This is a genomic window from Streptomyces sp. NPDC047841, from assembly GCF_040704085.1.
GTDB lineage: Bacteria > Actinomycetota > Actinomycetes > Streptomycetales > Streptomycetaceae > Streptomyces > Streptomyces argyrophylli.
In genome coordinates this window covers 57,059-81,534 of record NZ_JBEYRP010000023.1, presented here as the reverse complement: position 1 = coordinate 81,534, position 24,476 = coordinate 57,059, and the positions used below count along the sequence as shown (strand labels likewise).

The following is a 24,476-nucleotide window of genomic DNA, read 5'->3' as shown; positions in this document are numbered from 1 at the left end:
GAATCGAGCACGGGCCCGGCGGCGGCGCGGCTCAGGCACCGGTACTGGCACAGACCCGGCACCGACGGCCCCGGCAGCCCGCGGGTCACCGCCCGGTCACCGCCCGGTGCTCGCCCGGCCCTCGCCGGTCCCGGTCCCGGTCCCGGCCCCGCGTCCCTCGTCCCGCGACCCCTCGTCCGGTCTCCACCAGCCCCGCCGGGCCGCCAGCACGCCGGCCTGGAACCGGCTGGTGGCACCGAGCCGCCCCAGGAGCGCCTGCACCCGCCGCTGCACCGTGCGGTGCCCGATGCCCAGGTGACGGGCGATCGCCTCGTCGGGCAGCCCGAGGCCCAGCAGGGACACGATGCGCCGCTCCTCCTCGCTGACGAAGTCACCTCCGTCGCCGGGGAGGGCACGGTCCGGCACGAAGGGCTGCGCCTGCTCCCACAGGGTCTCGAAGAGCACGCTCAGCGCGTCGAGCAGGGACGAGGGGTGCACCAGGATGCAGGTGTCCAGCACCCGGGGGGTCGACACCAGCGGGATCAGCCCCGCCTGGTCGTCGGCGAGCAGCAGCTTCATCGGCGCCCGGGGCACCACCCGTACCGTCTCGCCGGCCGCGACGTCCCGCTCGATCCGGCTCACCACGCCCGGCAGGTCGAGGGCGTCCCGGCCGTGGATGAAACGGCTGCCGATCTGCCGGCCGGTGATGTTGACGACCGAGTTGACCCGGCCGCCGTCCCCCGGCACCGCGTAGGGCGGCGCGTCGATACCGCGGATCTCCCGTTCGGCCCGGCGGAACAGCTGCTCACCGCAGCGCGCCACCCCGTCCACGCCCGTGATCACCTCGATCGGCGACGCGGAGTCCTGTCCGCCCCTGGCCCGGTGGTGGCGTTCGCCCAGGCGCTGCGCGAGGGCCCTGACCCGCTGGATGTCACGTTCACGGGCGAGCAGCAGCACCTCCACCGCGTGCTCCGGCGGCAGTGCCGTGTACCGCGGCGGACGGCCGGGGACCCGGGCGATCAGGCCCCCGCTCTCCAGCCGGGCGAGCGCGCCCTCCAGGTCGTGCCGGTCCGCGCGGGTCAGCGCCGCCAGCTCCGGCACGGTGAGCGACCGGTTGTCGACCAGTGCGAGATAGGCGGTCTCGGCACGCTCGTCCAGACCCAGGGCCTCCAGCACCACGCACCCCCACCACTGACCGGTCGGGGCAGTGTATCCGCTGCACACGTATGCAGGTCGGGGAGCTGTACGGTGGCGCCGCGGGCGGTGGCCGCCGCAGACCCCGGGCGATCTCCGTGTCCCGCCGGATGCGCCGGGCGGGGTCATGCACGACCCGCCGGGCAACTCGCACGGGCACACATGTGCCGCCCCGGCCTCCGGGGTCCTGCCGCCGCGGGACCCCGGAGGCGGATGACGGTGTGCCGGTCAGTACCTCGGGCCGGTGCCCTTGGCGAGCGGGGTGATGTCGATGCGGCCCTTCTGGAGGACCTCACCCAGCTTCCAGGCGGTGTTCAGGTGGTGGCGGGAGTCGGGCGGGGTGACCTCCAGCCGCGTCGGGTTCTTCTCCGCCTTCGTCGGCTCCCCGGCGCCCGCCACGACCCCCCAGTGCAGCCGGGTGTAGGCGCTCTGGCCCGGCTTGAGGGTGATCAGCGCGGCCCGGCCGCGGTCGCGTATGACGTGCGTGGTGACGTCCTTGCCGTGGGAGTCGAGCAGTTGCAGGCCCACGTAGCCCTGGGTCCGGACGGTCCTGTGGGTCTTGTTGGTGAGGACCACCGTCGCGTAGCGCTGCCCGGCGCCCGGGTCCAGCGCGTGGACGCGGGCGGACAGCGAGGAGGTGTCGGCCCAGTCCGGCCGGGTCGCGGCCTGCGAGGGGCCCGCGGCGATGCCGATCAGTGCCACGGCGGAGAGCGCCGAGAGCGCGGCGGGTGCGACGAGGGGGCGGGTGCGCTTGCCGAAGAGCATGACCAAATCCTTTCCGGATGCCCCATTTGGGTATCTCTGTGGGGTATGAGGCTTGCCCGGGGGGATCGGTTCTGGCGCATACCTGGTCTTTGCCGCGCGGGATCGCCTGTTGACCCGCCGTTGGCGCCCGGTTGACCGGTCCGCGTCCGCAGGGATCAGGCGGCGAAGCCGATGTTGGTGACGTACTCGTACTGGCCCCACTCGGACCCGAGGTCCACCACCGCGTCGTTGATCCAGGCGTCGTCCAGCGCCTGCGCGTCGCCCGCCGCCCACGCCTCGACGATGCGGTCCCAGCGGCGGACGCGGAGCGTGCGGTAGGCCACCACCCGCTGGCGGGGGCGCAGGACCTGGGACTGGTTGAGCGGGTGGAACTCCACGCGGGTGCCACGGCCCTCGCGGTTGAGGCGCGCCACCAGGTAGCGGGAGACGTTCTGGCGGCGCACCGCGCGGTACGCCGTCTCGATCCGCTCCAGGTTCCTCTTCGAGGGAGCGCGTTCGCCCCGCAGCCAGGCCCTGAGCGTGCGGTCGGTGACGGTCAGGCCGGCCGCGCGGGCCGCCTGGCGGGACTGGTCGCTGCGGGTGAGGTACCGCAGGCGGGCGAGCAGGCCGCGCCGGGCCGTGACCGGGGTGGCGACGAACCCGGCCAGCGCGTCCAGCTGCCGCGCGACGGCCTCGTGCCCCTTGATGCCACGCGCCCCGTACGCACCGAAGTTGAGCGTCCTCTCCGGCATCTCCCTGTCTCCTGCCGCCCTTCGACCCGCTACGAGTTCACGTACGCGTCACGCTACACGTCCCGGTCGGCCGCGACCGGCGTGCCGACGGTGTACACGTCCTTCACCTTCACCTCGCTGACCCCGCGGCCCTCGGGGAACACCGCGCGCCAGTCGCCGATCACGTGGAGTTCGTCGGTGCCCATCGCGCGGACGACCATCAGCCCCTCGTCGTAGGCGCGGTGCGCCTTCCACCACAGGTTCGCGAAGGCCTGCGAGCGGATCAGGTGCATCCAGTCGGTGCGGTACAGCTCCCGGTTGTAGTTCGACTCCCCCATGGTGGAGACGAACTTGGAGTACATGGCCTTGACGTACTCCAGGGTGACGTCGTCGTCGTGGGCGATCGCCCGGTCCCGGGCGTCCTTCAGCGCCACGCGGAACTTCTCCAGCAGGCCCTCGGTGGCCCCGGAGGTCCAGGACTCGTGGATCTCCGGGGGGTCGCACAGGCCGTACTTCGGTCCCGACAGGCGCAGCAGCAGGCGCAGGGTCGGCTCGGTCACCCAGAGCGGGCCCGGCTCGTCGCGGCTGCCGATGGGGTTGGGCAGGCAGGCGTCGTGCTCCCAGGCGGGCGGGGTGATCAGGTGGACGCCGGCGCGGCGGCGGTCGTGCTGGTTTCCGGTGGAGTGCTCCAGCTGGCCGAGCGGCAGGTGCGTCTTGAGCGCGGACAGGTAGGCGCCGTTGACGTCGAGCGCCGTGACCTCGTACGCACCGGGCGGCAGTTCGGCGCGCGTCCACTTGGGGCGGGCCTCCCAGATCTGGTCCGGGCCGCGGGAGGTCTGCTTGCGCAGCACGTCGGGCAGCCAGGGGTGCGCGACGATGTCGTACCGGCCGCCCTTACGGGTCTGGTCCAGCAGCGCCATCGCGTCCGGGATGGCCCGCCTGACGAGCGCGGCGGTCGCCGCCTCGACGTCACCGCCGTGCTGGTCGAGGGCGGCGGACACGGCGGCGGCGATCAGGTCGGGGTCGTCGGCGGTCTTGAGCCGGCGGCCGGCGGTGACGACCTTGACACCGCCGCCGGTCCGCGCACGGGGGTGTGCGGAGGCGGGCGGGGGCGGGGTCACGGCCGGCTGTGCCTGGTGGGTCGCAGGTGTGGCCTCGGGTGTGCCCTCGGGTGTGCCGCAGTGCGCGGGGTCCAGGTGCTGGGGGAATCCGGCGACCTGGTGACGGGCGGGCCGTCCGCACAGGACGCAGGGCTGGGCGGTGGACAGGGCCACCACATCGCCGTCGCCGTCGCCGCCGTCGCCGCTGCCGTGGTCGTGCTCGTCACCGTGGCCGTGCTGCCGGCCGGTCCCGGCCTCGGCCGGTTCGGCCACCGCCGGTCCGGCTCCCTCGGGTCCGGCCTCCTCCGGCTTCCCGGCCGGGTCCGCCGCCGACAGCTTCGTCCGCGCTCCCTTGAGGAAGTACGCGTACTTCTCCCGCACTTCGCCGCTCGGGTCGCGTCCGGACTCCCAGCCCGCGACCGTGGACGGGCTGACCTGAAGGGCCCGCGCGAGCTGGGTGCGGGAGAGGTTCAGCCCCTCGCGCAGCGCACGCCGTTCCGCGGCGGGCGGCAGCGGGACCTCCTGCCTGGCACCGGCGAGCAGCGCGTCGATCGCGTCGAAGTCCGTCATCGGGTTCCCCCGTCCGGTACGGCCGCGGGGCGGGCGGTGGCGGGGCGGCCGCCGGGCAGGCGGCGGCGTGCCGTGGGCAGGGCCTCGACGGCGCGGGTGGGTCCGGCGAGGAGGTCGAGGACGTCCACACCGTAGTGTGCGGCGACCGCGTCGCAGTCGGCCAGGCTCCAGGCCGCGGTGCCGGACTGGCGGCGGCTGACCTGGGCCTGGCTCACCCCGAGCGCGGCGGCGAGAGCGGTCTGCGACTCGCCGGTCGCGTGCAGCAACGCGGCCACCGCGGACCGCATCCGCTCGACCGATCCCATACTCATGAGGCTGAACCTAGCACGTCGTGCACATGCTTCATGCGTAAGGCGCATGGCCTCTGCGTGAAACCGGCCCACTTGCCCGCCACGCCTCGTTTGCCACCTGATTGTCCCCCTGGAAACCGCGGGCCCGCCCTGGGGTGCGCCCCCTAGAGACAGCGTCCGGTCCTCTTTTCCCGGGGGTGGCCGGGCGCGGTTAAGGGTGTCTCGGGCCCGGCGGGCGGGATTACGTTTCCCGGGAAGCGCCGAGAACAATGTCTGCCTCCCGGAGGAAACCAGTGGAAGAGATCATTGGAGCCGTTCTTTCCGGGGAGGCGGGGCCTCGGGACTTCGAGGCTCTCCGGCTGCCGAGCAGTTATCGCGGTGTTGTCGTCCAGAAGGAGAACACCGACATGTTCGAAGGCATGCGGACGGAGGACAAGGACCCGCGCAAGTCCCTGTCCGTGCAGGACGTGCGCGTGCCGGAGGTCGGCCCGGGTGAGGCCCTGGTGGCCGTCATGGCCTCCTCGGTCAACTACAACACCGTCTGGTCCGCCATCTTCGAGCCGCTGCCGACCTTCGGCTTCCTGGAGCGCTACGGGCGCACCAGCGAGCTGGCCAAGCGGCACGACCTGCCGTACCACGTCATCGGCTCCGACCTCGCGGGCGTCGTCCTGCGCACCGGCCCCGGCGTCAACGCCTGGAAGCCCGGCGACGAGGTCGTCGCCCACTGCCTCTCCGTCGAGCTGGAATCGTCCGACGGCCACAACGACACGATGCTCGACCCCGAGCAGCGCATCTGGGGCTTCGAGACCAACTTCGGCGGCCTCGCGGAGATCGCCCTGGTCAAGTCCAACCAGCTGATGCCCAAGCCGGCCCACCTCAGCTGGGAGGAGGCCGCGGCCCCGGGCCTGGTCAACTCCACGGCGTACCGGCAGCTGGTGTCCCGCAACGGCGCCGGCATGAAGCAGGGCGACAACGTGCTCATCTGGGGCGCGAGCGGCGGGCTCGGCTCGTACGCCACGCAGTTGGCCCTCGCCGGCGGCGCGACGCCCGTCTGCGTGGTCTCCAGCCGGCAGAAGGCCGAGATCTGCCGGTCGATGGGCGCCGAGCTGATCATCGACCGGACCGCCGAGGGCTACAGGTTCTGGAAGGACGAGCACACCCAGGACCCCAAGGAGTGGAAGCGCTTCGGCAAGCACATCCGCGAACTGACCGGCGGTGAGGACGTCGACATCGTCTTCGAGCACCCCGGCCGCGAGACCTTCGGCGCCTCCGTCTACGTCACCCGCAAGGGCGGCACCATCACCACCTGCGCCTCGACCTCGGGCTACCTGCACGAGTACGACAACCGCTACCTGTGGATGTCCCTGAAGCGCATCATCGGCTCCCACTTCGCGAACTACCGCGAGGCCTGGGAGGCCAACCGCCTGATCGCCAAGGGCAGGATCCACCCGACGCTCTCCAAGGTCTACTCCCTGGAGGAGACCGGCCAGGCGGCCTACGACGTCCACCGCAACCTGCACCAGGGCAAGGTCGGCGTGCTGTGCCTCGCCCCCGAGGAGGGCCTGGGCGTGCGCGACGAGGAGATGCGCGCCCGGCACATCGACGCCATCAACCGCTTCCGGACAGTCGCGCCCTGAAGGCTGTGGAAGCCAACCCGGAAGAAGAGGAGAGGCACATGTCCGACAGACCGTCCGTGGTGGGGGTAGTGGGGCTGGGAGCACTGGGCGAAGCCCTGCTCCGTCTGTTGCACGCGGCCGGGTACGACGTGGTCGGGGTCGAGCGGGAGCTCGACGTGCTGGCCCGGGTCGACCAGCGGACGAAGGCGGCGGACGCGACCCGCGGTCCCGGCGCCGCCGTCACCCTCACCAACGACACCGCGGCGCTGTGCCGGGCCGACCTCGTGATCGAGGCCGTCACGGAGGACCTGGAGACGAAGACGGAGGTGCTGCGCCGCCTGGACAGCGTCTGCCGCGCGAGCACCGTCCTGGTCACCACGACCGCTTCGCTCTCGCTGACGGCTCTCGCCATCGCTTCGGGACGGCCGAGCCGGACACTGGGGCTGCGGTTCCTCGGCCCCGCGGCACCGGACTCCGCGGCGGAACCCGTGAGCACCGCGATGAGCGACGACGACGCCGTCGACGCGCTGCACCGGCTGCTGCCGACGGCGGGACTGAAGCCCGTCGTCCTCGGACCGGTACCGGCCGGCGACGCGACCGGCCTGGTGTACGCCTTCCTCAACAGGGCCGCGGCACTGGCCGACACCGGCTACGTCGGCCACGAGGCCCTCGACACCGCCATGCGCCTGGGCTGCGGGCTGCCGCTCGGGCCGCTGGAGATGCTGGACGAACTGGGCGTGGACGGCGTCCACTCGGCCCTGCTGGAGCTGTGGCACCGCACCGGCGACGACGCCTTCCGTCCCGCCCCGCTGCTCACGTCCATGATCCGTGCCGGGGCGCTGGGGCGGAAGACCGGACAGGGGATGTACCGCTACGACGAGCTCGGCCACCGTCTCGGCGCTCAGCGGCCCGCGGAGGGCGGCGGCGAGGCCGCCGGTGTCCGGACCGTCGGCGTCGTGGGCTCCGGCACGATGGCCCGCGGCATAGCCGAGGTCACGGCGACCGCCGGACTGCGGACGGTCGTCGTCGCGCGGACCGAGGAGAAGGCCGGCGGGCTGCACCAGGCGGTGGATGCCTCGCTCGGCAGGGCGGTGCGGCGTGGCCGCGTCACGGTCGAGCGCCGGCGTACGGCACTGGACCTCTTGGAGGTCACCAGTGACGCGCGGGTGCTCGCCGGCTGCGACGTGGTGATCGAGGCGACCGCGGAGGACCAGGCCGTCAAGCGGTCCGTCTTCGCACAGCTCGGTTCGGTCTGCCGTCCCGGAGCGGTGCTGGCGACGACGACGTCCAGTCTCTCCGTGGCGGCCTGCGCGGAGGCGGCCGGACGCCCGGGGGACGTGCTGGGGCTGCACTTCTTCAATCCGGCGCCCGCGATGCGGCTGGTCGAGGTGGTGCGTACGGCCACGACACGGCAGGAGGTGACGGCGCTGGGTCACGATCTGTGCCGGCGCCTGGGCAAGGTACCCGTCGAGTGCGGTGACCGGACGGGGTTCATCGTCAACCGCCTGCTGCTCCCCTATCTCGCGGACGCCATCCGTCTCCTGGAGCGGCACGACGTGGAGGTCGAGACGACCGACCTCGCCGTCCAGCGGGGCTTCGGCTTCCCCATGGGGCCGTTCGCGCTGCTGGACACCATCGGTCTGGACGTCTCCCTGGCCATCCTGCGGAGCCTGCACCGGGCCTTCCCGGAACCGGACTTCGCACCCCCCCGGCTGCTGGAGCAGCTGGTGGCGCAGGGGTTCCTGGGACGCAAGAGCAGTCACGGTTTCCACCGCACGCCCCAGCGCAAGCAGTTGTGACGCCGGACGGTGCCCTGCGGCGCCACCCGCTCAGTACGCGGCGGACCGGGCGTTCACCAACGACCCGAGAGCCGACCGGCCCCGTACGCCCAGCTTCTGGTAGACGTGCGTCAGGTGCTGCTCCACGGTGCTCGTGGTGACGAAGAGGCTCTCGGCTATGGCCTTGTTCGTGTGTCCCCGCGCGGCGAGCTTGGCGACGCGCTGTTCGGCCGGGGTGAGCCCGTCGAAGGGGCCGGGCTCCCCGGGACCGCCGGGAACGGCCGTGGCGGACCGGGCGTCCGGTTCCAGAGCCCTCAGCAGCAGGCGCGCCCTCTCCCGTTCACCGGGTGGCCCGTCCGCGCCCTCCTCGCCGGCCAGTTCGGCGACGAGCAGGGCCCTGGCCTGGCCCGGGCTGTCGAGCGCGAGCAGCGCTTCGGCGGCGTACACCCGCCAGGGCGGCGTACGCCCGCTCTCCAGGTTCCAGGAGGCCATGAGGTCACGGACGGCGTAGAAGTCGCCGAGGGCGGCGTGGTAGCGCTGTTGCGACAGGTGGTAGCGACCGCGTGCCTGGAGGTAGTGCAGTCCGGGCAGCGCCTGGAACATCGCCTCGGGCACCGGGACCGCGAAGCTCGCGCCCGCTTCCCGGTGGTTCGCGGAGCCGAGGCAGGCGTGCACCTTGGCGGCCAGCGGGAAGCCGATGGCGATGCCCCAGGCGGGCGGCGGCAGCAGGGACATCGCCAGGTCGGCACGCTCGCCGGCCACGGCATGGTTGCCGCGCAGGGACTCGACCACGGCGCCCGCGGCCAGCAACAGCGCCCGTGCCGTGGGCAGTCGGTCGGGCACCTTCTCGAGGAGGAGCTCGCACCATTCGGCGGCCTGCTCGGGCCGGGCGCACCGCAAGAGCGCGGTGATGCCCGCGACGGCCGGTGCCACCGGCGGATCGTGCACGACCGTGCTCTGCAGCAGGCGCTCGGCCGCCGTGAGGACGCCGCTCGTCGGCCCCGCCGTCCGCAGGGCGTCCAGCAGCACCGCGCTCGCGGAATGCGGATCGACCCCGCTGTCGCCCTCGGCAGGCAGAGCCGAGTCGGCGGCCCCCCGGTCGTCCGGGAGCCGGGCGCCGAGAGCCGGGAAGGCGTACCGCGCCCAGGCGTTCACGGCCCGCAGCCGTGCCCGGCATCCGTGGGACAGTCCGGCCTGGGCTCCGGTGAGTTCGGTGAGCAGCCCGGCCGCGGTCCGTGGTCGGCCGTGCCACAGCAGGTACCCGGCCAGCGCTACGCTGTGCCGCGGCGGCAGCCGGCCGGCGCGGTGGTCGTCGGTCAGCGCGGTGAGGTGGGCGAGGGCCAGGGACGGGTCGATCGCCCATTCGGCGCGGGCGAGTTCCGCCCGTACGGTCGCCCGCTGTTCGTCCGTCGCGCACACGTGGCGCGCCGCGCGCAGGCAGTCGACGGCCCGTCGCACGTCGTTCGCGCGCAGCGCGTGGTGCGCGGCGTCCCGCAGGACCGGCAGGGTCCAGGGTTCGCCGGCGTGGACGCCGCTCGCGACGAGGAGCCGTGCCGTCTCCGGTGCCGGAGCGCCTTCCTCGTGCAGCAGCCGAGCGGCCCTGCGCCGGAGTCCGGCACGGTCCGCCGCCGGCAGGTCCTCCAGGGCCGCGGTGCGCGCGGCCTCGAGCCAGCAGCCGCCGATCCGGGTCAGCCCCACTGCCTCCAGCGTGTCCAGCCCCTGTGCGGCGGTTCCGCTCGGCAGGTCCAGGAGCCGTTCGAGGCGGCCCGGTGTCGCCTCCGCCTCCAGGAGGGCGAGCCCCCGGGCGATCTCCCGCACCGGGCGCTCCAGCCGGTTGAGCAGGTAGCGCACGGAGAGCCGGAAGGCGTGCCCGGCCGCAGGGGGGCCGTCGCGGCGCGGGCGGGGCGCCTTGCGGTCGTCCTCCAGCAGGGCGCGCAGCAGCAGCGGGTTCCCGCCGCAGGCCCGATGCCACTCCGCGGCCCGGTCGGCGGGGGCGTCCGGGTGCGTGTGCGGCGCGGTCTCCGCGAGCGTGCGCTCAGGCGACAGGCACGTGAGGTGGATCAGCGAGCAGGCGGGATTGCGGAAGAACTCCGAGGTCAGCGCGGCGGACATCTGCGGGGTCGCGCGGCCGTCGCCGAGGACGACCAGTATCCGGGACGTGGCCGCCCTGCGGACCAGGTAGAGGAGGTAGCCGAGTGAGGCGGGATCGCTCTCGTGCGCGTCGTCGACGGTGATGACGACCAGCTCACGAGCCGTCAGGCTCCGCACCAGACGGTGGAGTCCCTCGACGACGGGTGCGGTGCCGGAGGTGGGGCTGTCCACCGCCCACTGCTCGGGGCTGAGCGAACGCGCCGACGCCAGCAGTCCGGAGAGCACGGAGGACTGGAACGGCGACAGCTCGACGGGGTCGAAGAGCTGGCCCACGACACCCAGGGGCAGTGCCCGCTCCGCCCGGGAGGCCACGGCGGACAGCACCAGGACACCGGACTCCGCGGCACGTGTGTGGACCTCACGGATGAGTGTGCTCTTGCCCGTGCCGGGAGCGCCGACCACCAGTGCCGCCCGCCCGCGGCCACGGCGTGCCTCGGACAGCATGTTCTTCAGCAGGTTTCCGCTGTGTTCCCGGTCCACCAGCTCCACCGCGCACCCCGCTCTCCGGTGTGTCTCGTGACTGTCTAGACTCGTGGGTATGCCAAGTGCGCTGGTGACAGGAGTCTCGCGCGGTCTGGGAACGCATGTCTGCCGGGCGTTGAAGGAGGCTGGATACCGCGTGCTGGGCGCGGGTCTCGCCGCCGAGCCGCGGACCGACTCCCTGGACGCGTATGAAGTCGTCGATCTGCGAAAGCCGCTCGGAGACGATCTGTTCGCCTCTGAGCAGGTCGATGTGCTCGTCAGTAACGCGGGGGTGTATCTCGACGACCCCCGTGGCGGATACGGCGACTTCTTCGACCTGTCCCACGCCGACCTCAGGGAGACCTTCGAGGTCAATCTGTTCGGTCCCGCGCAGTTGGCCCGGCGGTACGTGCCCGGCATGATCGCGCGCGCGTCGGGTCGGGTCGTCTGCGTGTCGTCGGGGATGGGACGGCTCCAGGACGCCGATGGCGCGTCGTTCGCCTACCGGTCGTCCAAGCTCGCCCTCAACTCGCTGGTGCTCACCGTGGCGCGGCACTTCGCCCGTGACGCGCAGGACCTGTCGGCCTTCGCGTACTGCCCGGGGTGGATCCGCACCGCGATGGGCACCGACTCCGCCCCGAACGATCCCGTACCCGCGGCCGCCGACCTGGTGCGGTTGCTGTCGGAACCCGCGCCCGAGACCAACGGCCGTTTCTTCCGGGGGCTGCGCGAACTGGGCTGGGACACCCGGGGGCCCCTGGTGGCGGGCTGAGGCCGGTTCCTCCCGCCGGGCCGGCGCGCCGCTCACGTGCCCAGTACCGGGATCCGCAGCTCGCCGCCCAGCTCGTGGAGTCTGTGGACGTCGAACATCCGCTGCACCATCGGCGCGCGCCACCGGTGCACCTCCTCGTGTCCCTGGCGGACCTCGTCCAGGTAGCCGAGGTCGTCCGGCCGCAGCCGGTCGAGGAGGCTCGCGGGAATCCGCCGGGGGAACAGCGCGTCGGCGTGGTGCAGCGTGAAGTAGACGTCCCGGGCGAAACCGAGCTGCCCGGCTCGGGCCACCACGGCGTCGGGGTCGGTCTTCGCCATGAGTGCCACCACGTCCACGAGTTTGTAGAGGACCAGGTCCTTCAACGCCATTACCTCACCTCGGTGCACCGCCTCCCGGGAGAAGTGCAGGCACGTGAAGATGAACATGTCCGTCACCGAGATCGTGCTCAGACCGCTCATGTCCACCCGGTCGTCGAGCAGGGCCGAAACGGCTCGGTCACTGCGGTTGCCGGTCATCAGGTCGACCGAGAAGTGCACGTCGAGCCGGTGGCACTCCAGGGACGCCGCCTCCGGCGTGGGTTTCATGTACGAGTACGTCTGGTGCGAGTGCATGGCGACGTGCAGCACCTGCCGGCGCGGCGCCGGACGTACCGAGGCGGTCGTGTAGTCCCAGCTCCCCTGCACGTACCCGAGGTCGCCCAGCACCGCCACGGCGTCCGGGAGCCGATCCCGGTCGACCAGCAGGTCGTTGTCGTGGAACATCCGCAGGCCCGGCTCGGGATAGGCCATCGCGGCCACGGCGCCGCCCTTGAGCACCGCGCTGCGCACCCCGGCCCGGTCCAGGGCCCGCTGCACGTCCGCGGTCCGGGTCATCTGCTCCCGCGCCATCAACTGCTGGCCGGCGGCGGTGACCTTCAGCGATTTGAAGAAGTACGACGACAGCAGGGTCTGACGGTGCTCGATCGCGTGGCGGACGATGTTGTGCCATGCCATGCCGATCACCCGGTGCACCGTCAGCATGCCGAGCACCTGGTTCCAGTCCAGCGGACGGTTGAGCAGGTCCAGCATCGCGTCGACCTCGTCGCGATCCGGGTCGGGCAGGGAGAGCAGGAGAACGAGTCGGATCTCTGGGGACACCGTTTCAGTCACGGCATTGGATACCTTTCAGGAGGGGCGGACCGGGAGAGCGTCAGGTCACGACGTGACGTGACGGTCTCCGCGCGCCGACCGGTTTTCGTCGAGCCAGTCCAGGATTTCCGGAACCCCGGGAGTGCCGAAGTGCCGGGCGAGATAGTCGGAGTTGCCCACGACGTAGGGATACCGGTCCGGTACGCCCACGCGGCGGAACGGGACTCCGCGCCCTGTTTCGGCTATCGCCTCGGCCACCGCACTGCCCAGACCGCCGATCACGGAGTGGTCCTCCAGCGTGATGATCGGCAGTCCTTCGGCGACCAGTCCGGCCACCGCGGCCGAGTCGAACGGCTTGATCGTGGGCATGCTCACGAGCCGCACGCGCAGCCCCGCCTCGCCGAACTCGTCGACCCACGCGCGAGCCACGGGGAGCGTGTGCCCCGTGGCGATCAACGCCGCGTCGTCGCCGTCCGTGACGGTGACGGCCCGGCCGAGCACCACCCGGGTGCCCGGCGCGTGCACCTCGGGCAGTTCGTACCCCTCCAGCGGGAACCGCACGTAGACCGGCCCCTCCACCGCGCGGCACTGCTCCAGGAGTTGGCGCGCCTCCGCGATGTCCCCCGGGCACACCACGGTCATGTTGGGCAGGGCCCGCGTCACCGCGAGGTCCTCGATGGCGACGTGCGTGATGCCGTCCGCGCGGCTCAGTCCCGCGCTCGTGCCGATCAGCCGCAGCCGGGTCCTGGCGAACGCGCCGTCCACCCGGACCTGGTCGAACGCGCGGTAGAGCAGGAAGGTGCTGCAGTTCCAGAGATAGACCTGCTTCCCGCTGCCCGCGAGCCCCGCGGCGATGGAGATCCCGTTCTGCTCGGCGATCCCGACGTTCAGCCAGCGGTCGGGGTGCGACTCGATGAAACCCTCGGTTCCGTTCAGCCTGCCGTCGGCGATGATGAAATACGTGTCGTCCGCATCGCGCGCGTCGTCCAGCAGCCGCTCACCGACCACTTCGCCCACGGTGGTCATCGCAGCCCCCGCAGACTCGTCGCCAGCTCCGCGTAGGTCATCTTCCTGCTGTGCCAGCCGGCCTCGTGTTCCATCATCGGCACTCCTTTGCCCTTCACCGTCCTCGCGATGACGACCTTCGGCCGGTCCTGCGGCGCGCGCAGACCCCGTTCGATGTCGTCGACCGAGTGACCGTCCACGCGGTGGCACTGCCAGCCGAACGCGGCGAAGCGGTCACCCAGATCAGTGGCGACCACGCTCCGGGTCTCGTAGCTTCCCTGCAGCGCGTTGTCGTCCACCACCAGCACGAGGTTGTCCAGACCGAGGGTCGGCGCGAGCATCGCCGCCTCCCAGATCTGCCCCTCCTGGCATTCACCGTCCCCGACCAGCACGTACGTGCGGTAGTCCCGCCCGTCGTGCCGGGCGGCCAGGGCGGTGCCGATGCCGATCGACAGGCCCCGGCCCAGTGGTCCGCTGTCGCTCTCCAGGCCCGGCAGGCCGTAGCGGGCGGCGATCGCGGGCATGTTCCCGCCTTCGACGTTGAAGTCGTCGAGGAGGCTCCGGTCGATGATCCCGGCCTCGGCCATGGCCAGGTAGATCGCGGCGGCGCAGTGGCCCTTGCTGGCGATGAACCGGTCACGGTCCGGCCAGTCGGGACGCGCCGGATCCAGCTTCAGCACCCGTAGGTACAAGGTGTAGATGATCTCGATCGCGGAGAGGTTCGAGGGCGTGTGTCCGGTCATGGCGCGCGCGGTCATGCGGATCACCTGCCGGCGCATGTCCTGGGGAGTGATCATCAGCGCCCGCCCCCGGTTCCCGCCTGGTGCCGCTTGATGTCCCGGCTGGCCCGGCGGCGGCGCAGCGTCTCGGAGAACGGCAGCGGGTGCGCGTCGTCCCAGGCGATCGTGTTCTCCATCAGTTCCCGGACGACGGGCGTCATGCGGTCGAGATAGCCGGCCTCCCGCATGAACCTCCACGAGGTGTGGCCTCCGGTCGGTTCGTCCGCCGACTGCAGGTTCACGTGCAGGGTGCGGCGGAGCACACCGGCGGAACCGGACCCGCGGTGCACGGTGTGGTGGTTCATGAACAGGACGTCCCCGGGCGAGCACCGGACGGTGACCTCCCCGGGAAGCGGCCCGGTTCCCTTCGTCTCCACCTGGGCGCGCTCGGTCTGTGTCAGCGGCCGCCGGTGCGAGCCGGCCACGACGCGGAAGCAGTCGTCGGCGGTGAGGCACACGTTGAACTGCACGTGGGTGCTCCGGCCGTCCGGTGCGTACCGTTCGCTCTCCTGGTTGTCCTTGTGCCAGTTGAGGTCGTAGTCGACCACGGACGGCTCCCACAGCGCGTGGGCGGTCCAGAACCGCAGCCTGTCGCCGAGCACCCTGCGGACGAAACCCATCACCCCCGGGTGCTCGAAGAGCTCCGCGAAGACCGGGTCGTACAGGGCCGGGTCGAAGATGTGGCTGACGCCCCAGGTGTCGGTCTGGCCTTCCGTGCGCAGCGTGTAGCGGGTGTCGTAGTCCTGCGGAGCGGAGCGCACCCGTTGCGCGGTGCGGTCCACCGCCGCCCGCCAGCGGAGGAGCGTCGGTTCGTCGAGAAGGCCCGGGACGAGGGCGTACCCCTCGTCCACGAAGCTCCGGACGTGTTGGTCCATGGCTGTCCCTTGCGCAGTGGTGGGCTTCCGGTTCACGCCTCGAGGTGGCGGACGTCGCCGAGACTCGTCAGCTGGCGGTTGTGGAAGAAGTCGTCTTCCCGCAGCGTCGTGATGCTTCCGGAGGCGGTACGGAAGTTGAGGTAGTCGGCGGAGTCGATCGGCACCTTGAGCCAGTGCGCCACGACGAAGGTCAGGGTGCCGCCGTGGGTGACGATGATCTGGTGTTCGTGAGGACGCCCCAGGATCTCGTCCATGGCCTCGTAGACACGCTGCGCGAGGTCCAGCTTGGTCTCGGCACCGGACACGCCCTCGTCGTGTGCCATCCGCTCTCCGACGGCCGGCGGCGGGACGAAGCGCCGGTCCAGCCACTCCTGCGGCCTTCCCCCGGCCACCCCGTAGGACTTCTCGCGCAGTCTGCGGTCCAGCACCGGCTTCACGCCGAACGCGGCTGCCACCGCGTCGGCCGTCTGGTGCGTGCGCCGCAGGTCCGAGGAGAAGAGTTCCGGTTCGACGTCGTCGGGAATCTGCGCGCGCAGCGCCCGGGCGATGGCCTCCGCCGCCCGCTCACCGCGAGGGGTGAGCCGCGAGTCGTGCCAGCCGCCGACGACGTTCTCGACGTGGTGGGTCGCCTCCGGGTGGGTGACGACGTAGAGAGTACGCACTTCGCTTTCCTTTCGTGGGTTACGGGAGGGAGCCCGCTGAGGGGAGGGACAGTTCGAGGACCATCAGGGCCCAGAGCAGGCGGGCGTGGTCCGTGCCCTTGGCGTGCTCCGTGAGGAGCGTGCGCACCGCGGACCCGCTGAGGAATCCCGAGGAGCAGATGCGCGGATCGGTGAGCACGTCGGCTGCGAACTCCCACAGCTTCGTGCCCGGCTTCATATAGGTGCCGACCGGGAAGGTGAACGGCTGTTTGTCCCGGTTCCGTACGCTCGGCGGTACCAGCTCCGCCCCCGCGTCCCACAGGATCCGCTTCCTGCGGGACCCGTCGACCTTCAGGGCGTCGGGCGCCTGACGAGCGATGCCGGTGACGGCCGGCTGGCAGTAGGGGACACGGCACTCGACCGCGTGCGCCATGGAGAGGTGGTCGAGTTTGCGCAGGTTGAGACTCGGCAGCTTGTGGAGCCGGTCGAAGTCCAGGATCCGCTCCAGCCGGGAGGGGCCGGCCCGGCCCAGCAGGTCCAGGGCCCGCTGCCTGCTGGTTCCGCCGGTTTCCAGCAGGCGGCGGTATTCGGGTGTGTAGAGCCGCCGGTACTCCGCCTCGGGGACGATCGACAGCCGGTCGAGGTAGCGCGCCGGCCACTCCTGGGTGTCCGCGGCGAGGGCGGTGCTGTACCGGCGGTAGCCGCCGAACTGCTCGTCCGCCCCGTCGCCGACGAAGCAGACCCTGAATCCGCTCTTCGAGATCTCCCGGAACAGCGCGTACGCGCTCAGGGCGTGCGGGGTGGCGTTCGGTACGCCCAGGGCCGCCACCATGTCCGGCACGAGTCGGGGCAGTTCGGCCTCCCTGATCTCGACCACTTCGAGCGGGATGCCCGCGTAGGCCGCGGCTTCCCGTGCGAAGAACGTCTCGTCGGACGGGTGGCTGCCTTCGTGGGCCACGTGGAAGCCGGTCACGTCCGAGCGGCGCTGACCGAGCAGGGTGGCGAGGACACTCGAGTCCAGTCCGCCCGAGACCTGCACGGCGATGGGTGCGGACTGCAGCGACATCTGCGCCACCTCCGCGGTCAGCAGGTCGCGCAGCTGCCGCGGGGTGATCTCCGCGTGCTCGGCCCCCCCGTCCGCCGCCGGCGGCACGGCCTGCGCCGGGTACCGGTCGACGGAGGTGCGGCCGTCACAGACCAGTCGCTCCCCCGGACCGAGTGACGAGACGCCGGCGTACCAGGACGTCCCGTTGGGCAGGCACTGCCAGTTCAGGTAGTCGTCGACGGCGAACGCGTCGATGTCGAGGGGTTCGCGCACCATGGCGGTGAGGCCGGGCAGTTCGGAGGAGAAGACGACGCCGCGGCCGGAGGCCGTGTAGTAGACGCTCTTGATCGCGAGGGGGTCGCACCACAGCTTCAGCACCGGTTCGCGGCGCAGGTCCACCACGGCGATGGTGAACATGCCCTCCAGCCGGTGCACGAAGCGGTCGCCGTGGAGTTCGTAGTACGGCAGGAGGACGGAGCCGTCGGAGTCACCCTCGACATGTATGCCGTGACCGCGGAGTTCGTCCCTGATGGCGCGGAAGTTGTAGACCTCGCCGTTGAAGACCAGGTGGACGGAACGGTCGGCGTTGCTGAACGGCTGACAGCCGTGGTCGGGGTCCTGGATGGACAGCCGGTTGCATCCCAGGCCCCAGTTCTCTCCTGTGACGTGGCGCTGGACATCCGGTCCGCCCGGCAGCTGGGCGTCCCGCGCGGCGTGCAGTGCGGACGCGTCCAGCTCACGTCCGAAGTAGCCGTAGATCCGGCACATCTGCGTCTTCCCTACCCGTCAGGCCGACTTGTTGTTCTCGCCCAGGGGGGCGGTCCGCCCGGACGCCCACTGCCGCAGTGGCAGCGCGTGCTCGGCCGCGCGTCGTGCCTCCAGCGCGGCCAGCACGTCGCGCAGCGGGGGGAGGCCGTCCTCCGCCTCCCGCGCACGGAAGCAGTACTCGTTCGAGATCTCGGCGTTCCAGCTCATGGACTCGTGCAGTTCCGCCTTCAGCAGGGCGAGGAACTCCGCCCGGCCGACGAACGCCTCGGCCTCGTCGCGGGCCAGGCGGATCTCCGCGAAGGCCAGGTCGATGAGGTCGAGCCACTCCAGCACCGCGCCGGGCGCGTCGGACGCGCTGCCGGGGCCGTAGGAGTACAGGTGCCGGAACCGTTCGGTGAGCCCGGACAGGCGGGCGGGAAGCCGGGACAGGAAGCGTGCCAGGTACTTCGGATTGCGGTTGGTGTTGCCGTACACGTGTGTCAGACCGCGGAAGGTGTCGGCCCCGAGCTTGCGGGCCGCGACGAGTGCGGACTCGTGGTCGCCCTGCGCCCACATCCCGGCCAGGTCCCGGAAGTCGGGGTAACTGCCCACGGCGGTACGGAAGGCCGTGTACGCGATCTCGCCGGGGCGCAGGGCTTCGGCGATCTTCTCGAACGCGGCGGCGTTCGTCAGCGGGACGGCGTAGCTGAGCCGGGACAGCAGCCTGAAGTCCACGGCCGAGGCGGAGAAGCTCGACGACTTGCGGGCCCGGGTCCGCATGTACCGGTACAGGTTCGCGTGCGCGTCGAGCATGTCGGTGATTTCCTGGACCGTCCAGTACTCGACGTCCACGCCGAGCAGGCTCTGCGGAAGGTAGTCGAAGCTGGCCTTCACCCGGTCGCCGCTGGTGTAGTACCGCATGTGCGCACCGCGCGGAAAGGTGCCGCGGTGGAACCTGTCGTCCTTCGACTCCGCGACGACGCAGAAGTCGAAGTCCGAGGACGGCGTGCCCGAGCCGTCCACCAGCGAGCCGGACAGCAGGAGAACGTCGCTCTCGACCAGATGGATCTTGGCGAGTACGGCTTCCTCGTCGAAGTCGTCGATGCCTGGAACGGGGGCGATGTGGCTGCGGAAGGACGGCATGGCCAGTTCAGCTCTTCTCTGCGGGGGCGGGCTGTCGTCGGGTGTCTGCGCGGCGGGCCTCACAGCAGCGTCACCCGCCGGTCGAGCAGGGCGAGGGCCCCGTTGGCGGTCCACAGGCGGTCGTTGGCGTAGTTGAGGGCGGCGGACCGCAGGTCGCGGAAGGTCCGTTCGAGCGGGATCGGGGAGTCGCCGCTGTAACCGAGCGAGAGGCCGGCCAGCTGGACCATCCGGTCCACTGCCCGGAACGACAGCTCGGACGCGGCGAGTTTCAGGGTGTTGACGTGGATCTGCGCCGCGGGCGTGTCCATCCTGCGGCCCGCTTCCCGCGCGGTGTCCATCTCCTCACGGACCCGGTGCAGACACGCGCTGACCAGGTCCAGGTCGAAGCGGATCCGGGCGATGCGCTCACGCACCAGCGGCGAGGTGAGATCGGTCCGCCCGTCCCGGGCCAGGTGCCGTACCAGGTCGGCGAACGCCTGCCGTGCCGCGCCCAGCCAGCAGGCGCTCCAGCCCAGGTGGCCCACGGGGATCATGCTGTCCACGGCCACCTCGCGGAAGTGACCCGGCTCGCCGACGATCTGATCGGTGTCCACCAGGCCCGACAGGTGGATCGGCCCGCTGTGCGTGCCCCGCATCCCCAGCGGGTTCCACACCCCGGTCGGCCGGACGGTCAGCTCGGCGCGGTCCGCGTACACCAGCGACACGGAGTGCTCCGCCGATGCCTCGTCGGCCCGCATGGTGATCAGGTAGCCGTCGGCGTGGGCGCCGCCGGTGCAGACGGGGGCGTGCCGGCGCAGGACCAGCTTCCCGTCGTCCGCCGGATCCGCGGGGTCGCCCGCGGTCAGCGGCTCACGGGCCGACATCAGGTGGCCCCCCTTGCCGGACTCCGTGGTGACCGACCCGAGGTAGACCTTGCCCGCGGCCACCTGCGGCAGGAGGCGCCGCCTGAGCCTGGTGCCGCCGTGCCGCACCAGGACGTCGACCTGCTGGCAGTGCATCGCCCAGATCATGGCGGTGGACACGCAGGCACCCGCGAGCGCCTGCGCGACGCTCACCAGCCCGCCGAGGTCGCCGCCCATCCCGCCGTACTCGGCCGGTACCAGATAGCCGAGGTAGCCGTTGTTCCGCAGCGCGGCCAGCCCCTCGGCCGGGAAGCGCGCCTGCCGGTCCACCTGCGCCGCGTACCGGCGCAGCAGTGCGAGGAGTTCGGCAGGCACGTCCGGCCGGTGCGACGCACCGGGGCCGGCGCCGGGCCCGGCACCCGGCGGGCCGTCGACCAGAGACGCAGTCATCGTTCATACCTCCTGGGATCGCAGTTCGAGCCTTCGGGCCGACAGGACCCGGCCGTCGTCGACGACCACCTCCACCGGCGCGGGCCGGCCGAGGAAACCCACCAGGCTCGCCGTCAGTCCGTAGGCTCCGACGTTCGGCACCGCCAGGACCTGTCCGGGGCGGGGGGACGCGAGGTCGACCGCGGTGCCCAGCACGTCGAGCGGCGTGCACAGCGGGCCGACCACGGTGCTCGTGACCGTCGCTGCGGCCCGCTCCGCCCCGGGCCCGGCCTCGCTGCCGGCCGCGTCGAGCGGGAAGGGCTCGATCCCGGGCGCACGCAGCCGGCCGATCCCCGTCATCCCGCCCAGGGCGTTGACCCCGGCGTCCAGCACGGTGAACGTGCGTCCGCCGGACTGCTTGACGTCGACGACGGTGGTGAGCAGGGTGCCGGCGGTGGCGGTCAGGTACCGGCCGGACTCGAAGAGGATCTCCGGCCGGCCGCGCCGCCAGTCCGGGTAGTGGGTGTCGAGGGCGGTGGCGAGTCCTGCGGCCAGCTCCGGATGACGCCGAAGCGCGCCCGGCTTTCCCCACGGAGCGGGGAAGCCGCCTCCGAGGTCGAGGACCTCGGGCTGGAATCCGGCCCCGCTCATGGCGTGGGCCGCCGTCTCCAGCGCCTGCTCGAACTCCTCCAGCAGCGCTTGCGGCCGTTGCACGTTGGTCGCCGAGAAGGTGTGCGTTCCGATCGGCCGGGCCCCGCCTCGGGGGCGGAACAGCTCCGCCAGCCGACCGGCCGCGGAGGTGTCCACTCCGAACGCCGTCGGCCGGCCGGTCATGCGCAGTGATCCGCCGCTGCTGCCGCGCGGCCCGTTCAGCCGGACCAGGTACTCGGTGTCGACGCCGGCCGCGGCACCGCACCTCGCGACCCGGTCCCGGTCGGTCACCGATTCCACGGAGAACCGGCGCACGCCTGCCGCCAGGGCCTGCGCCGTCTCCTGCTCGGTCTTGCCGGGCCCCGTGTAGAGCATCCTGCCGGGGTGGTGGCCGGCGGCCAGCGCGGTCGCCAGCTCTCCCGTGGAACTCACTTCCGCGTCCAGCCCCTGCGCCGCGAGTTCCGCGACCAGCAGTGGATGCGGATTGGCCTTCACCGAGTAGAGCACACGGCTCCCGGCCGGCACGTCCGCGGTCAGCGCCCGCGCCGCCGTGCGCACCGCGCCCAGGTCGTACACGTAGAGAGGGGTGCCGAACCGGCGGGCCAAGGCCGCGAGATCCGTGGCGCGGGTGTCGTACGGCGCCGCGTCCACGGCGGGCGTGCTCATCGGCCGGTCCCCAGCGACTCGCGCAGTACGGCCTTGTCGACCTTGCCGTTCGCGGTGAGCGGCAGGGCGTCGACCACCACGCACCGGTCGGGTGTCTTGGCGGGGCCGAGGCGCCCCGCGACACCGCGCAGCACCTCGCGTTCCGTCCTGCCGGTCACCGCCCACACGGTGAGCAGGCCGTCGGGACCCGGCCGGACCGCGGCCGCCTGCCGCACTCCGGGGACATCCAGCATCGCTGTCTCCAGTTCCTGTGTACTCATGCGCCACCCCCGGCGTTTGAACACGTCGTCGTCGCGACCGACGAAGTAGAGCCGGCCGTCCTCGTCGAGTCGGCCCTGGTCCCCGGTGAAGACGGCGCGGCCCACACCGTCCGGTGCGGCGGCGAAGCGCTGCGCGGTCGCCTCCGGGGCCTGCCAGTAACCCGCCATCACATGCGGCCCGGCGGAGACGATCTGCCCCACGGTCCCCGGCGGGACCGGCCGGCCGTGATCGTCCACGACGAACACCCTGGTGCCCGGCAGGGCCCGGCCGACCGTCCCCGGATGCCCGAGGTCCTCGTCGGGGTCGGCGATCGTGATCCGCTTGCACTCGCTCATGCCGTACATGCAGACCAGGGAGGCCCCCGGGAAGGCCGTACGCAGCCGCTCCGCGTCGGCGCCGACCAGCGCGGCGCCGGTGTTGGTGAACATCCGCACCGCCGTCGGGCGCCGGTCGCGGACGGCCACCCTGGACAGCAGGGCGCCCAGGGTCGGCACCAGCGGCACCACGGTCGCTCCGGCGGCCCGCACCGCCACCAGCTCACCGGCCGACATCTCCCCCTCGGGAAACACGACCTGGGCGCCCGCCAGGGCACACAGGAACACCTGGTACAGCCCGTAGTCGAAGGACATGGGAAGCCGGTTCCACACGACGTCCTCCGGGCGGTAGTCCAGCCGCTCGGCCACCGCCCGGGCGGCGAAGACGACCGCGCGGTGCGGGCAGACGATCCCCTTGGGCCGCCCCGTGCTTCCGGAGGTGTACAGCAGGAGCGCCTCGTCATCCGGTGCGGGCCCGGTGCCGTCCGTCCCGGGTGCCGCCGCCGGTGGCAAGGGGCCGAGCAACTCGGTCTCGGGCAGAACGGGCACGGGGGCCTGTGCCGTCCGGTCATACGTGTCCGGCGCGACCATCAGCACGGGCGCGCTGTCCGTGAGCAGCCAGGAGAGTTCGTAGGAGCTGACGGCCGCCCCGGCCGGCACCAGCGAGGCTCCGACGCGTGCCGCCCCGAACAGCAGGGCCACGAACGCCCTGCCCGGCGGCAGCACGGACAGCACCCGCTCACCCGGGACCACACCCCGTGCCCTCAGGTGCCCGGCCGCCGTGTGCGCGGCCCGGGACAACTCCGCCCACGTCCAGGTGCCGGAGCCGTCCCGGACCGCCGGCCGGGGTCCGTGGCGCCCGGCCGCCCGGTCCAACAGGTCGGCCACGGTCGGGACTTCGGTGCAGACGTCGGTCATGCCGCGTCCGTCCTCTCCGGCGTCGGCACCGGCCGGATCCGGGGCGGCACGGGTGCCGCCGAGGGCGCTTCGCCGCCGGCCGGTCCGTCATACGAGTGCCGTATAGTGACTCCGCTCGCATCCGCAGACCGGAGCAGATCCCCGCCCACCGCAGGAGTTCCGTGCCGAACGTGTCCGTCCGTTCCGGGTCCGCCCTGCGTTTCGCGGCGTTCGACCTCGACGGCACTCTGCTCGCCGTGGACGGGACGTTCCGGCCCGACCTGACCCGGCGGTTCCTCGGTCTGCGCCGTCAGGGCGTCGTTCCCCTGCTCGTGACAGGCCGCACGGCCGGCTCGTTCCGGCACGTCGATCCGGACGGCGCACACCTGGGTGCGCTGGAGGACCGTGTCCTGCTGAGTGACGGCAATGTGGTGCTGAACCGTGCCACGGGCGCGCTGACCACGCTGCGCAGCCTTCCCGCGGCGGCGTTCGGCCGGTTGGCCGAGGCAGGTCTGAGCAACCTGGTCGCCGAGGTCGACGGCGCACTGGTCGCCACCTCCCGACGAGCGGCGTTGCAGTACACGCGCGGTTACGCCCTGCCGCGCTCGGAGGTCGTCGTGGAGCCCGGACTGGACCGCGCCGCCGGCACACTCACAGGTGTGACCGTGTTCGACACATGCCCCGACCTCGACGTGTTGCTGACCGGCGTACCGCACGAGATCGACCGGATCGGTGCCTTCGGTGCCGCCGTCATCCGCCCCGAAGGCACGTGCAAGGCCTCCGGGCTCGCCGAGTACCTGTCGCGTTACTGGGGGCGGTCCGGCCTCGACACGGTCGTCGCCTTCGGTGACGCCCACAACGACGGCTGCCTTCTCGGATCGGCCGCTCTGGGGGTCGCCGTGGCCGGTGCGGACGAGGTGGCCGTCCGGCACAGCGACATCCGCCTCACCGAGCCGATCGAAACCTTCCTGGCCACGTTCGAGCCGGCCCTGGTGCGCCGGGCGACGCACCAGGCGGGAAGCGTGGCGGGCGGCGGAGCCGGAGAGCCCTGTTTCGGGGCTCATGTGCGCGGACGTCCGGCCGGTGGCGACCGCTGATCCCCTACGGCGGTCAGTCGACCGCAGCCCGATCGAGAGGAAAGCTCCGTGCCGCAGGACGAAGCCCCCGCATCCCGCCCGGAAAGGCGCCTGGCCGCCCGGGTGCTCCTGCTGGACGAGGCGGACCGTCTGCTGCTGTTCGCCGGCCGCGACGACGGCGACGGGCACACCTTCTGGTACCCCGCGGGCGGGGGGTGTGAGGCGGGCGAGACCTTCGAGCAGGCCGCGGTGCGGGAGATCAGGGAGGAGACGGGACTCGCGGACGTCGCGCTCGGACCCGAGGTCTGGCGACGACGGGCCGTGGCCTCCTGGGGTGGACGGACCTACGACTGCCATGAGCGCTTCTTCCTCGCCCGGGTCGACGCCTTCGACGTCGACACGAGCGGCTTCACCCGGGACGAGCTCGACTCGGTCGTCGGCCACCGCTGGTGGACGCAGGCCGAACTGGCGCTGACCGCCGACCGGCTGGTCCCCGGCGACCTCGGGCCCCGGCTGGCGGAGCTGCTGGCCTCCGGTCCGCCCGAGCGGCCGATCGAGCTGGACACCTGAGCGGAACACGTCTGTCGGCGT

General features: G+C 72.1%; 21 protein-coding genes. 5 read left to right on the top strand and 16 right to left on the bottom strand.

Going from position 1 to position 24,476, the window contains the following annotated elements; all coding sequences use genetic code 11:
• Window positions 1-96 precede the first annotated feature (96 nt).
• From AB0947_RS32490 to AB0947_RS32470, 5 genes are all read right to left on the bottom strand, one after another.
• Window positions 97-1,158, bottom strand: coding sequence for a helix-turn-helix domain-containing protein (locus AB0947_RS32490; RefSeq protein WP_366753949.1), 1,062 nt, complete (start codon window positions 1,156-1,158; stop codon window positions 97-99).
• A gap of 243 nt (window positions 1,159-1,401) precedes the next feature.
• The gene (locus AB0947_RS32485; RefSeq protein ID WP_366753948.1) at window positions 1,402-1,938 is read right to left on the bottom strand and encodes a DUF4232 domain-containing protein; all 537 of its coding nucleotides are present in this window, start codon (window positions 1,936-1,938) and stop codon (window positions 1,402-1,404) included.
• A gap of 155 nt (window positions 1,939-2,093) precedes the next feature.
• Complete coding sequence (locus tag AB0947_RS32480; protein WP_366753947.1) at window positions 2,094-2,669, bottom strand: helix-turn-helix domain-containing protein; 576 nt, start codon at window positions 2,667-2,669, stop codon at window positions 2,094-2,096.
• 53 nt (window positions 2,670-2,722) lie between these two features.
• Window positions 2,723-4,318, bottom strand: a complete 1,596-nt coding sequence (locus AB0947_RS32475; protein ID WP_366753946.1) for a helix-turn-helix transcriptional regulator — start codon at window positions 4,316-4,318, stop codon at window positions 2,723-2,725.
• The gene (locus AB0947_RS32470; protein ID WP_366753945.1) at window positions 4,315-4,629 is read right to left on the bottom strand and encodes a helix-turn-helix transcriptional regulator; all 315 of its coding nucleotides are present in this window, start codon (window positions 4,627-4,629) and stop codon (window positions 4,315-4,317) included. The genes AB0947_RS32475 and AB0947_RS32470 overlap by 4 nt, the downstream gene beginning before the upstream one ends.
• A gap of 272 nt (window positions 4,630-4,901) precedes the next feature.
• Here AB0947_RS32470 and ccrA point away from each other — a divergent pair, with 272 nt between their 5' ends.
• Entirely contained in the window at window positions 4,902-6,245 is a 1,344-nt protein-coding gene (gene ccrA / locus AB0947_RS32465; RefSeq protein ID WP_366753944.1) for a crotonyl-CoA carboxylase/reductase, read from the top strand.
• A gap of 38 nt (window positions 6,246-6,283) precedes the next feature.
• Complete coding sequence (locus AB0947_RS32460) at window positions 6,284-8,023, top strand: 3-hydroxyacyl-CoA dehydrogenase family protein (RefSeq protein ID WP_366753943.1); 1,740 nt, start codon at window positions 6,284-6,286, stop codon at window positions 8,021-8,023.
• Window positions 8,024-8,053: 30 nt separating this feature from the next.
• Here AB0947_RS32460 and AB0947_RS32455 read toward each other — a convergent pair whose 3' ends face one another.
• Window positions 8,054-10,642: an AAA family ATPase gene (locus AB0947_RS32455; protein WP_366753942.1), complete on the bottom strand. Its 2,589-nt coding sequence runs from the start codon at window positions 10,640-10,642 to the stop codon at window positions 8,054-8,056.
• 49 nt (window positions 10,643-10,691) lie between these two features.
• Here AB0947_RS32455 and AB0947_RS32450 point away from each other — a divergent pair, with 49 nt between their 5' ends.
• Window positions 10,692-11,387 carry an SDR family NAD(P)-dependent oxidoreductase gene (locus tag AB0947_RS32450; protein WP_366753941.1) on the top strand — a complete coding sequence of 232 codons (696 nt, stop codon included), beginning with the start codon at window positions 10,692-10,694 and terminating at the stop codon, window positions 11,385-11,387.
• Window positions 11,388-11,419: 32 nt separating this feature from the next.
• On the opposite strand, the gene AB0947_RS32445 is transcribed toward AB0947_RS32450, so the two are convergent.
• The 10 genes from AB0947_RS32445 to AB0947_RS32400 are packed head-to-tail and all read right to left on the bottom strand — an operon-like array spanning window position 11,420 to window position 22,830.
• Window positions 11,420-12,535: a nucleotidyltransferase family protein gene (locus tag AB0947_RS32445; RefSeq protein ID WP_366753940.1), complete on the bottom strand. Its 1,116-nt coding sequence runs from the start codon at window positions 12,533-12,535 to the stop codon at window positions 11,420-11,422.
• 45 nt (window positions 12,536-12,580) lie between these two features.
• Window positions 12,581-13,540, bottom strand: coding sequence for a transketolase C-terminal domain-containing protein (locus AB0947_RS32440; RefSeq protein WP_366753939.1), 960 nt, complete (start codon window positions 13,538-13,540; stop codon window positions 12,581-12,583).
• Window positions 13,537-14,316 carry a transketolase gene (locus AB0947_RS32435; protein ID WP_366753938.1) on the bottom strand — a complete coding sequence of 260 codons (780 nt, stop codon included), beginning with the start codon at window positions 14,314-14,316 and terminating at the stop codon, window positions 13,537-13,539. Before AB0947_RS32435 ends, AB0947_RS32440 begins: the two co-directional genes overlap by 4 nt.
• The gene (locus AB0947_RS32430) at window positions 14,316-15,173 is read right to left on the bottom strand and encodes a phytanoyl-CoA dioxygenase family protein (protein WP_366753937.1); all 858 of its coding nucleotides are present in this window, start codon (window positions 15,171-15,173) and stop codon (window positions 14,316-14,318) included. The genes AB0947_RS32435 and AB0947_RS32430 overlap by 1 nt, the downstream gene beginning before the upstream one ends.
• Before the next feature lie 32 nt (window positions 15,174-15,205).
• Window positions 15,206-15,835: a histidine phosphatase family protein gene (locus tag AB0947_RS32425; RefSeq protein WP_366753936.1), complete on the bottom strand. Its 630-nt coding sequence runs from the start codon at window positions 15,833-15,835 to the stop codon at window positions 15,206-15,208.
• Window positions 15,836-15,854: 19 nt separating this feature from the next.
• Window positions 15,855-17,627: an asparagine synthase (glutamine-hydrolyzing) gene (gene asnB, locus AB0947_RS32420; RefSeq protein WP_366753935.1), complete on the bottom strand. Its 1,773-nt coding sequence runs from the start codon at window positions 17,625-17,627 to the stop codon at window positions 15,855-15,857.
• An 18-nt stretch (window positions 17,628-17,645) separates the two neighbouring features.
• Window positions 17,646-18,749, bottom strand: coding sequence for a hypothetical protein (locus AB0947_RS32415; protein WP_366753934.1), 1,104 nt, complete (start codon window positions 18,747-18,749; stop codon window positions 17,646-17,648).
• A 59-nt stretch (window positions 18,750-18,808) separates the two neighbouring features.
• A complete protein-coding gene (locus AB0947_RS32410; RefSeq protein ID WP_366753933.1) occupies window positions 18,809-20,041 on the bottom strand; it encodes an acyl-CoA dehydrogenase family protein in 1,233 nt (410 codons plus the stop codon).
• A gap of 3 nt (window positions 20,042-20,044) precedes the next feature.
• Window positions 20,045-21,337, bottom strand: coding sequence for a type III PLP-dependent enzyme (locus AB0947_RS32405; RefSeq protein ID WP_366753932.1), 1,293 nt, complete (start codon window positions 21,335-21,337; stop codon window positions 20,045-20,047).
• Window positions 21,334-22,830 carry a class I adenylate-forming enzyme family protein gene (locus tag AB0947_RS32400; RefSeq protein ID WP_366753931.1) on the bottom strand — a complete coding sequence of 499 codons (1,497 nt, stop codon included), beginning with the start codon at window positions 22,828-22,830 and terminating at the stop codon, window positions 21,334-21,336. The genes AB0947_RS32405 and AB0947_RS32400 overlap by 4 nt, the downstream gene beginning before the upstream one ends.
• 170 nt (window positions 22,831-23,000) lie before the next feature.
• On the opposite strand from AB0947_RS32400, the gene AB0947_RS32395 reads away from it, so the two are divergent.
• Entirely contained in the window at window positions 23,001-23,906 is a 906-nt protein-coding gene (locus AB0947_RS32395; protein WP_366753930.1) for an HAD hydrolase family protein, read from the top strand.
• Window positions 23,907-23,954: 48 nt separating this feature from the next.
• Window positions 23,955-24,455 (top strand): NUDIX domain-containing protein, encoded by a 501-nt coding sequence (locus AB0947_RS32390; RefSeq protein WP_366753929.1) that lies wholly within the window; start codon window positions 23,955-23,957, stop codon window positions 24,453-24,455.
• Window positions 24,456-24,476 lie beyond the last annotated feature (21 nt).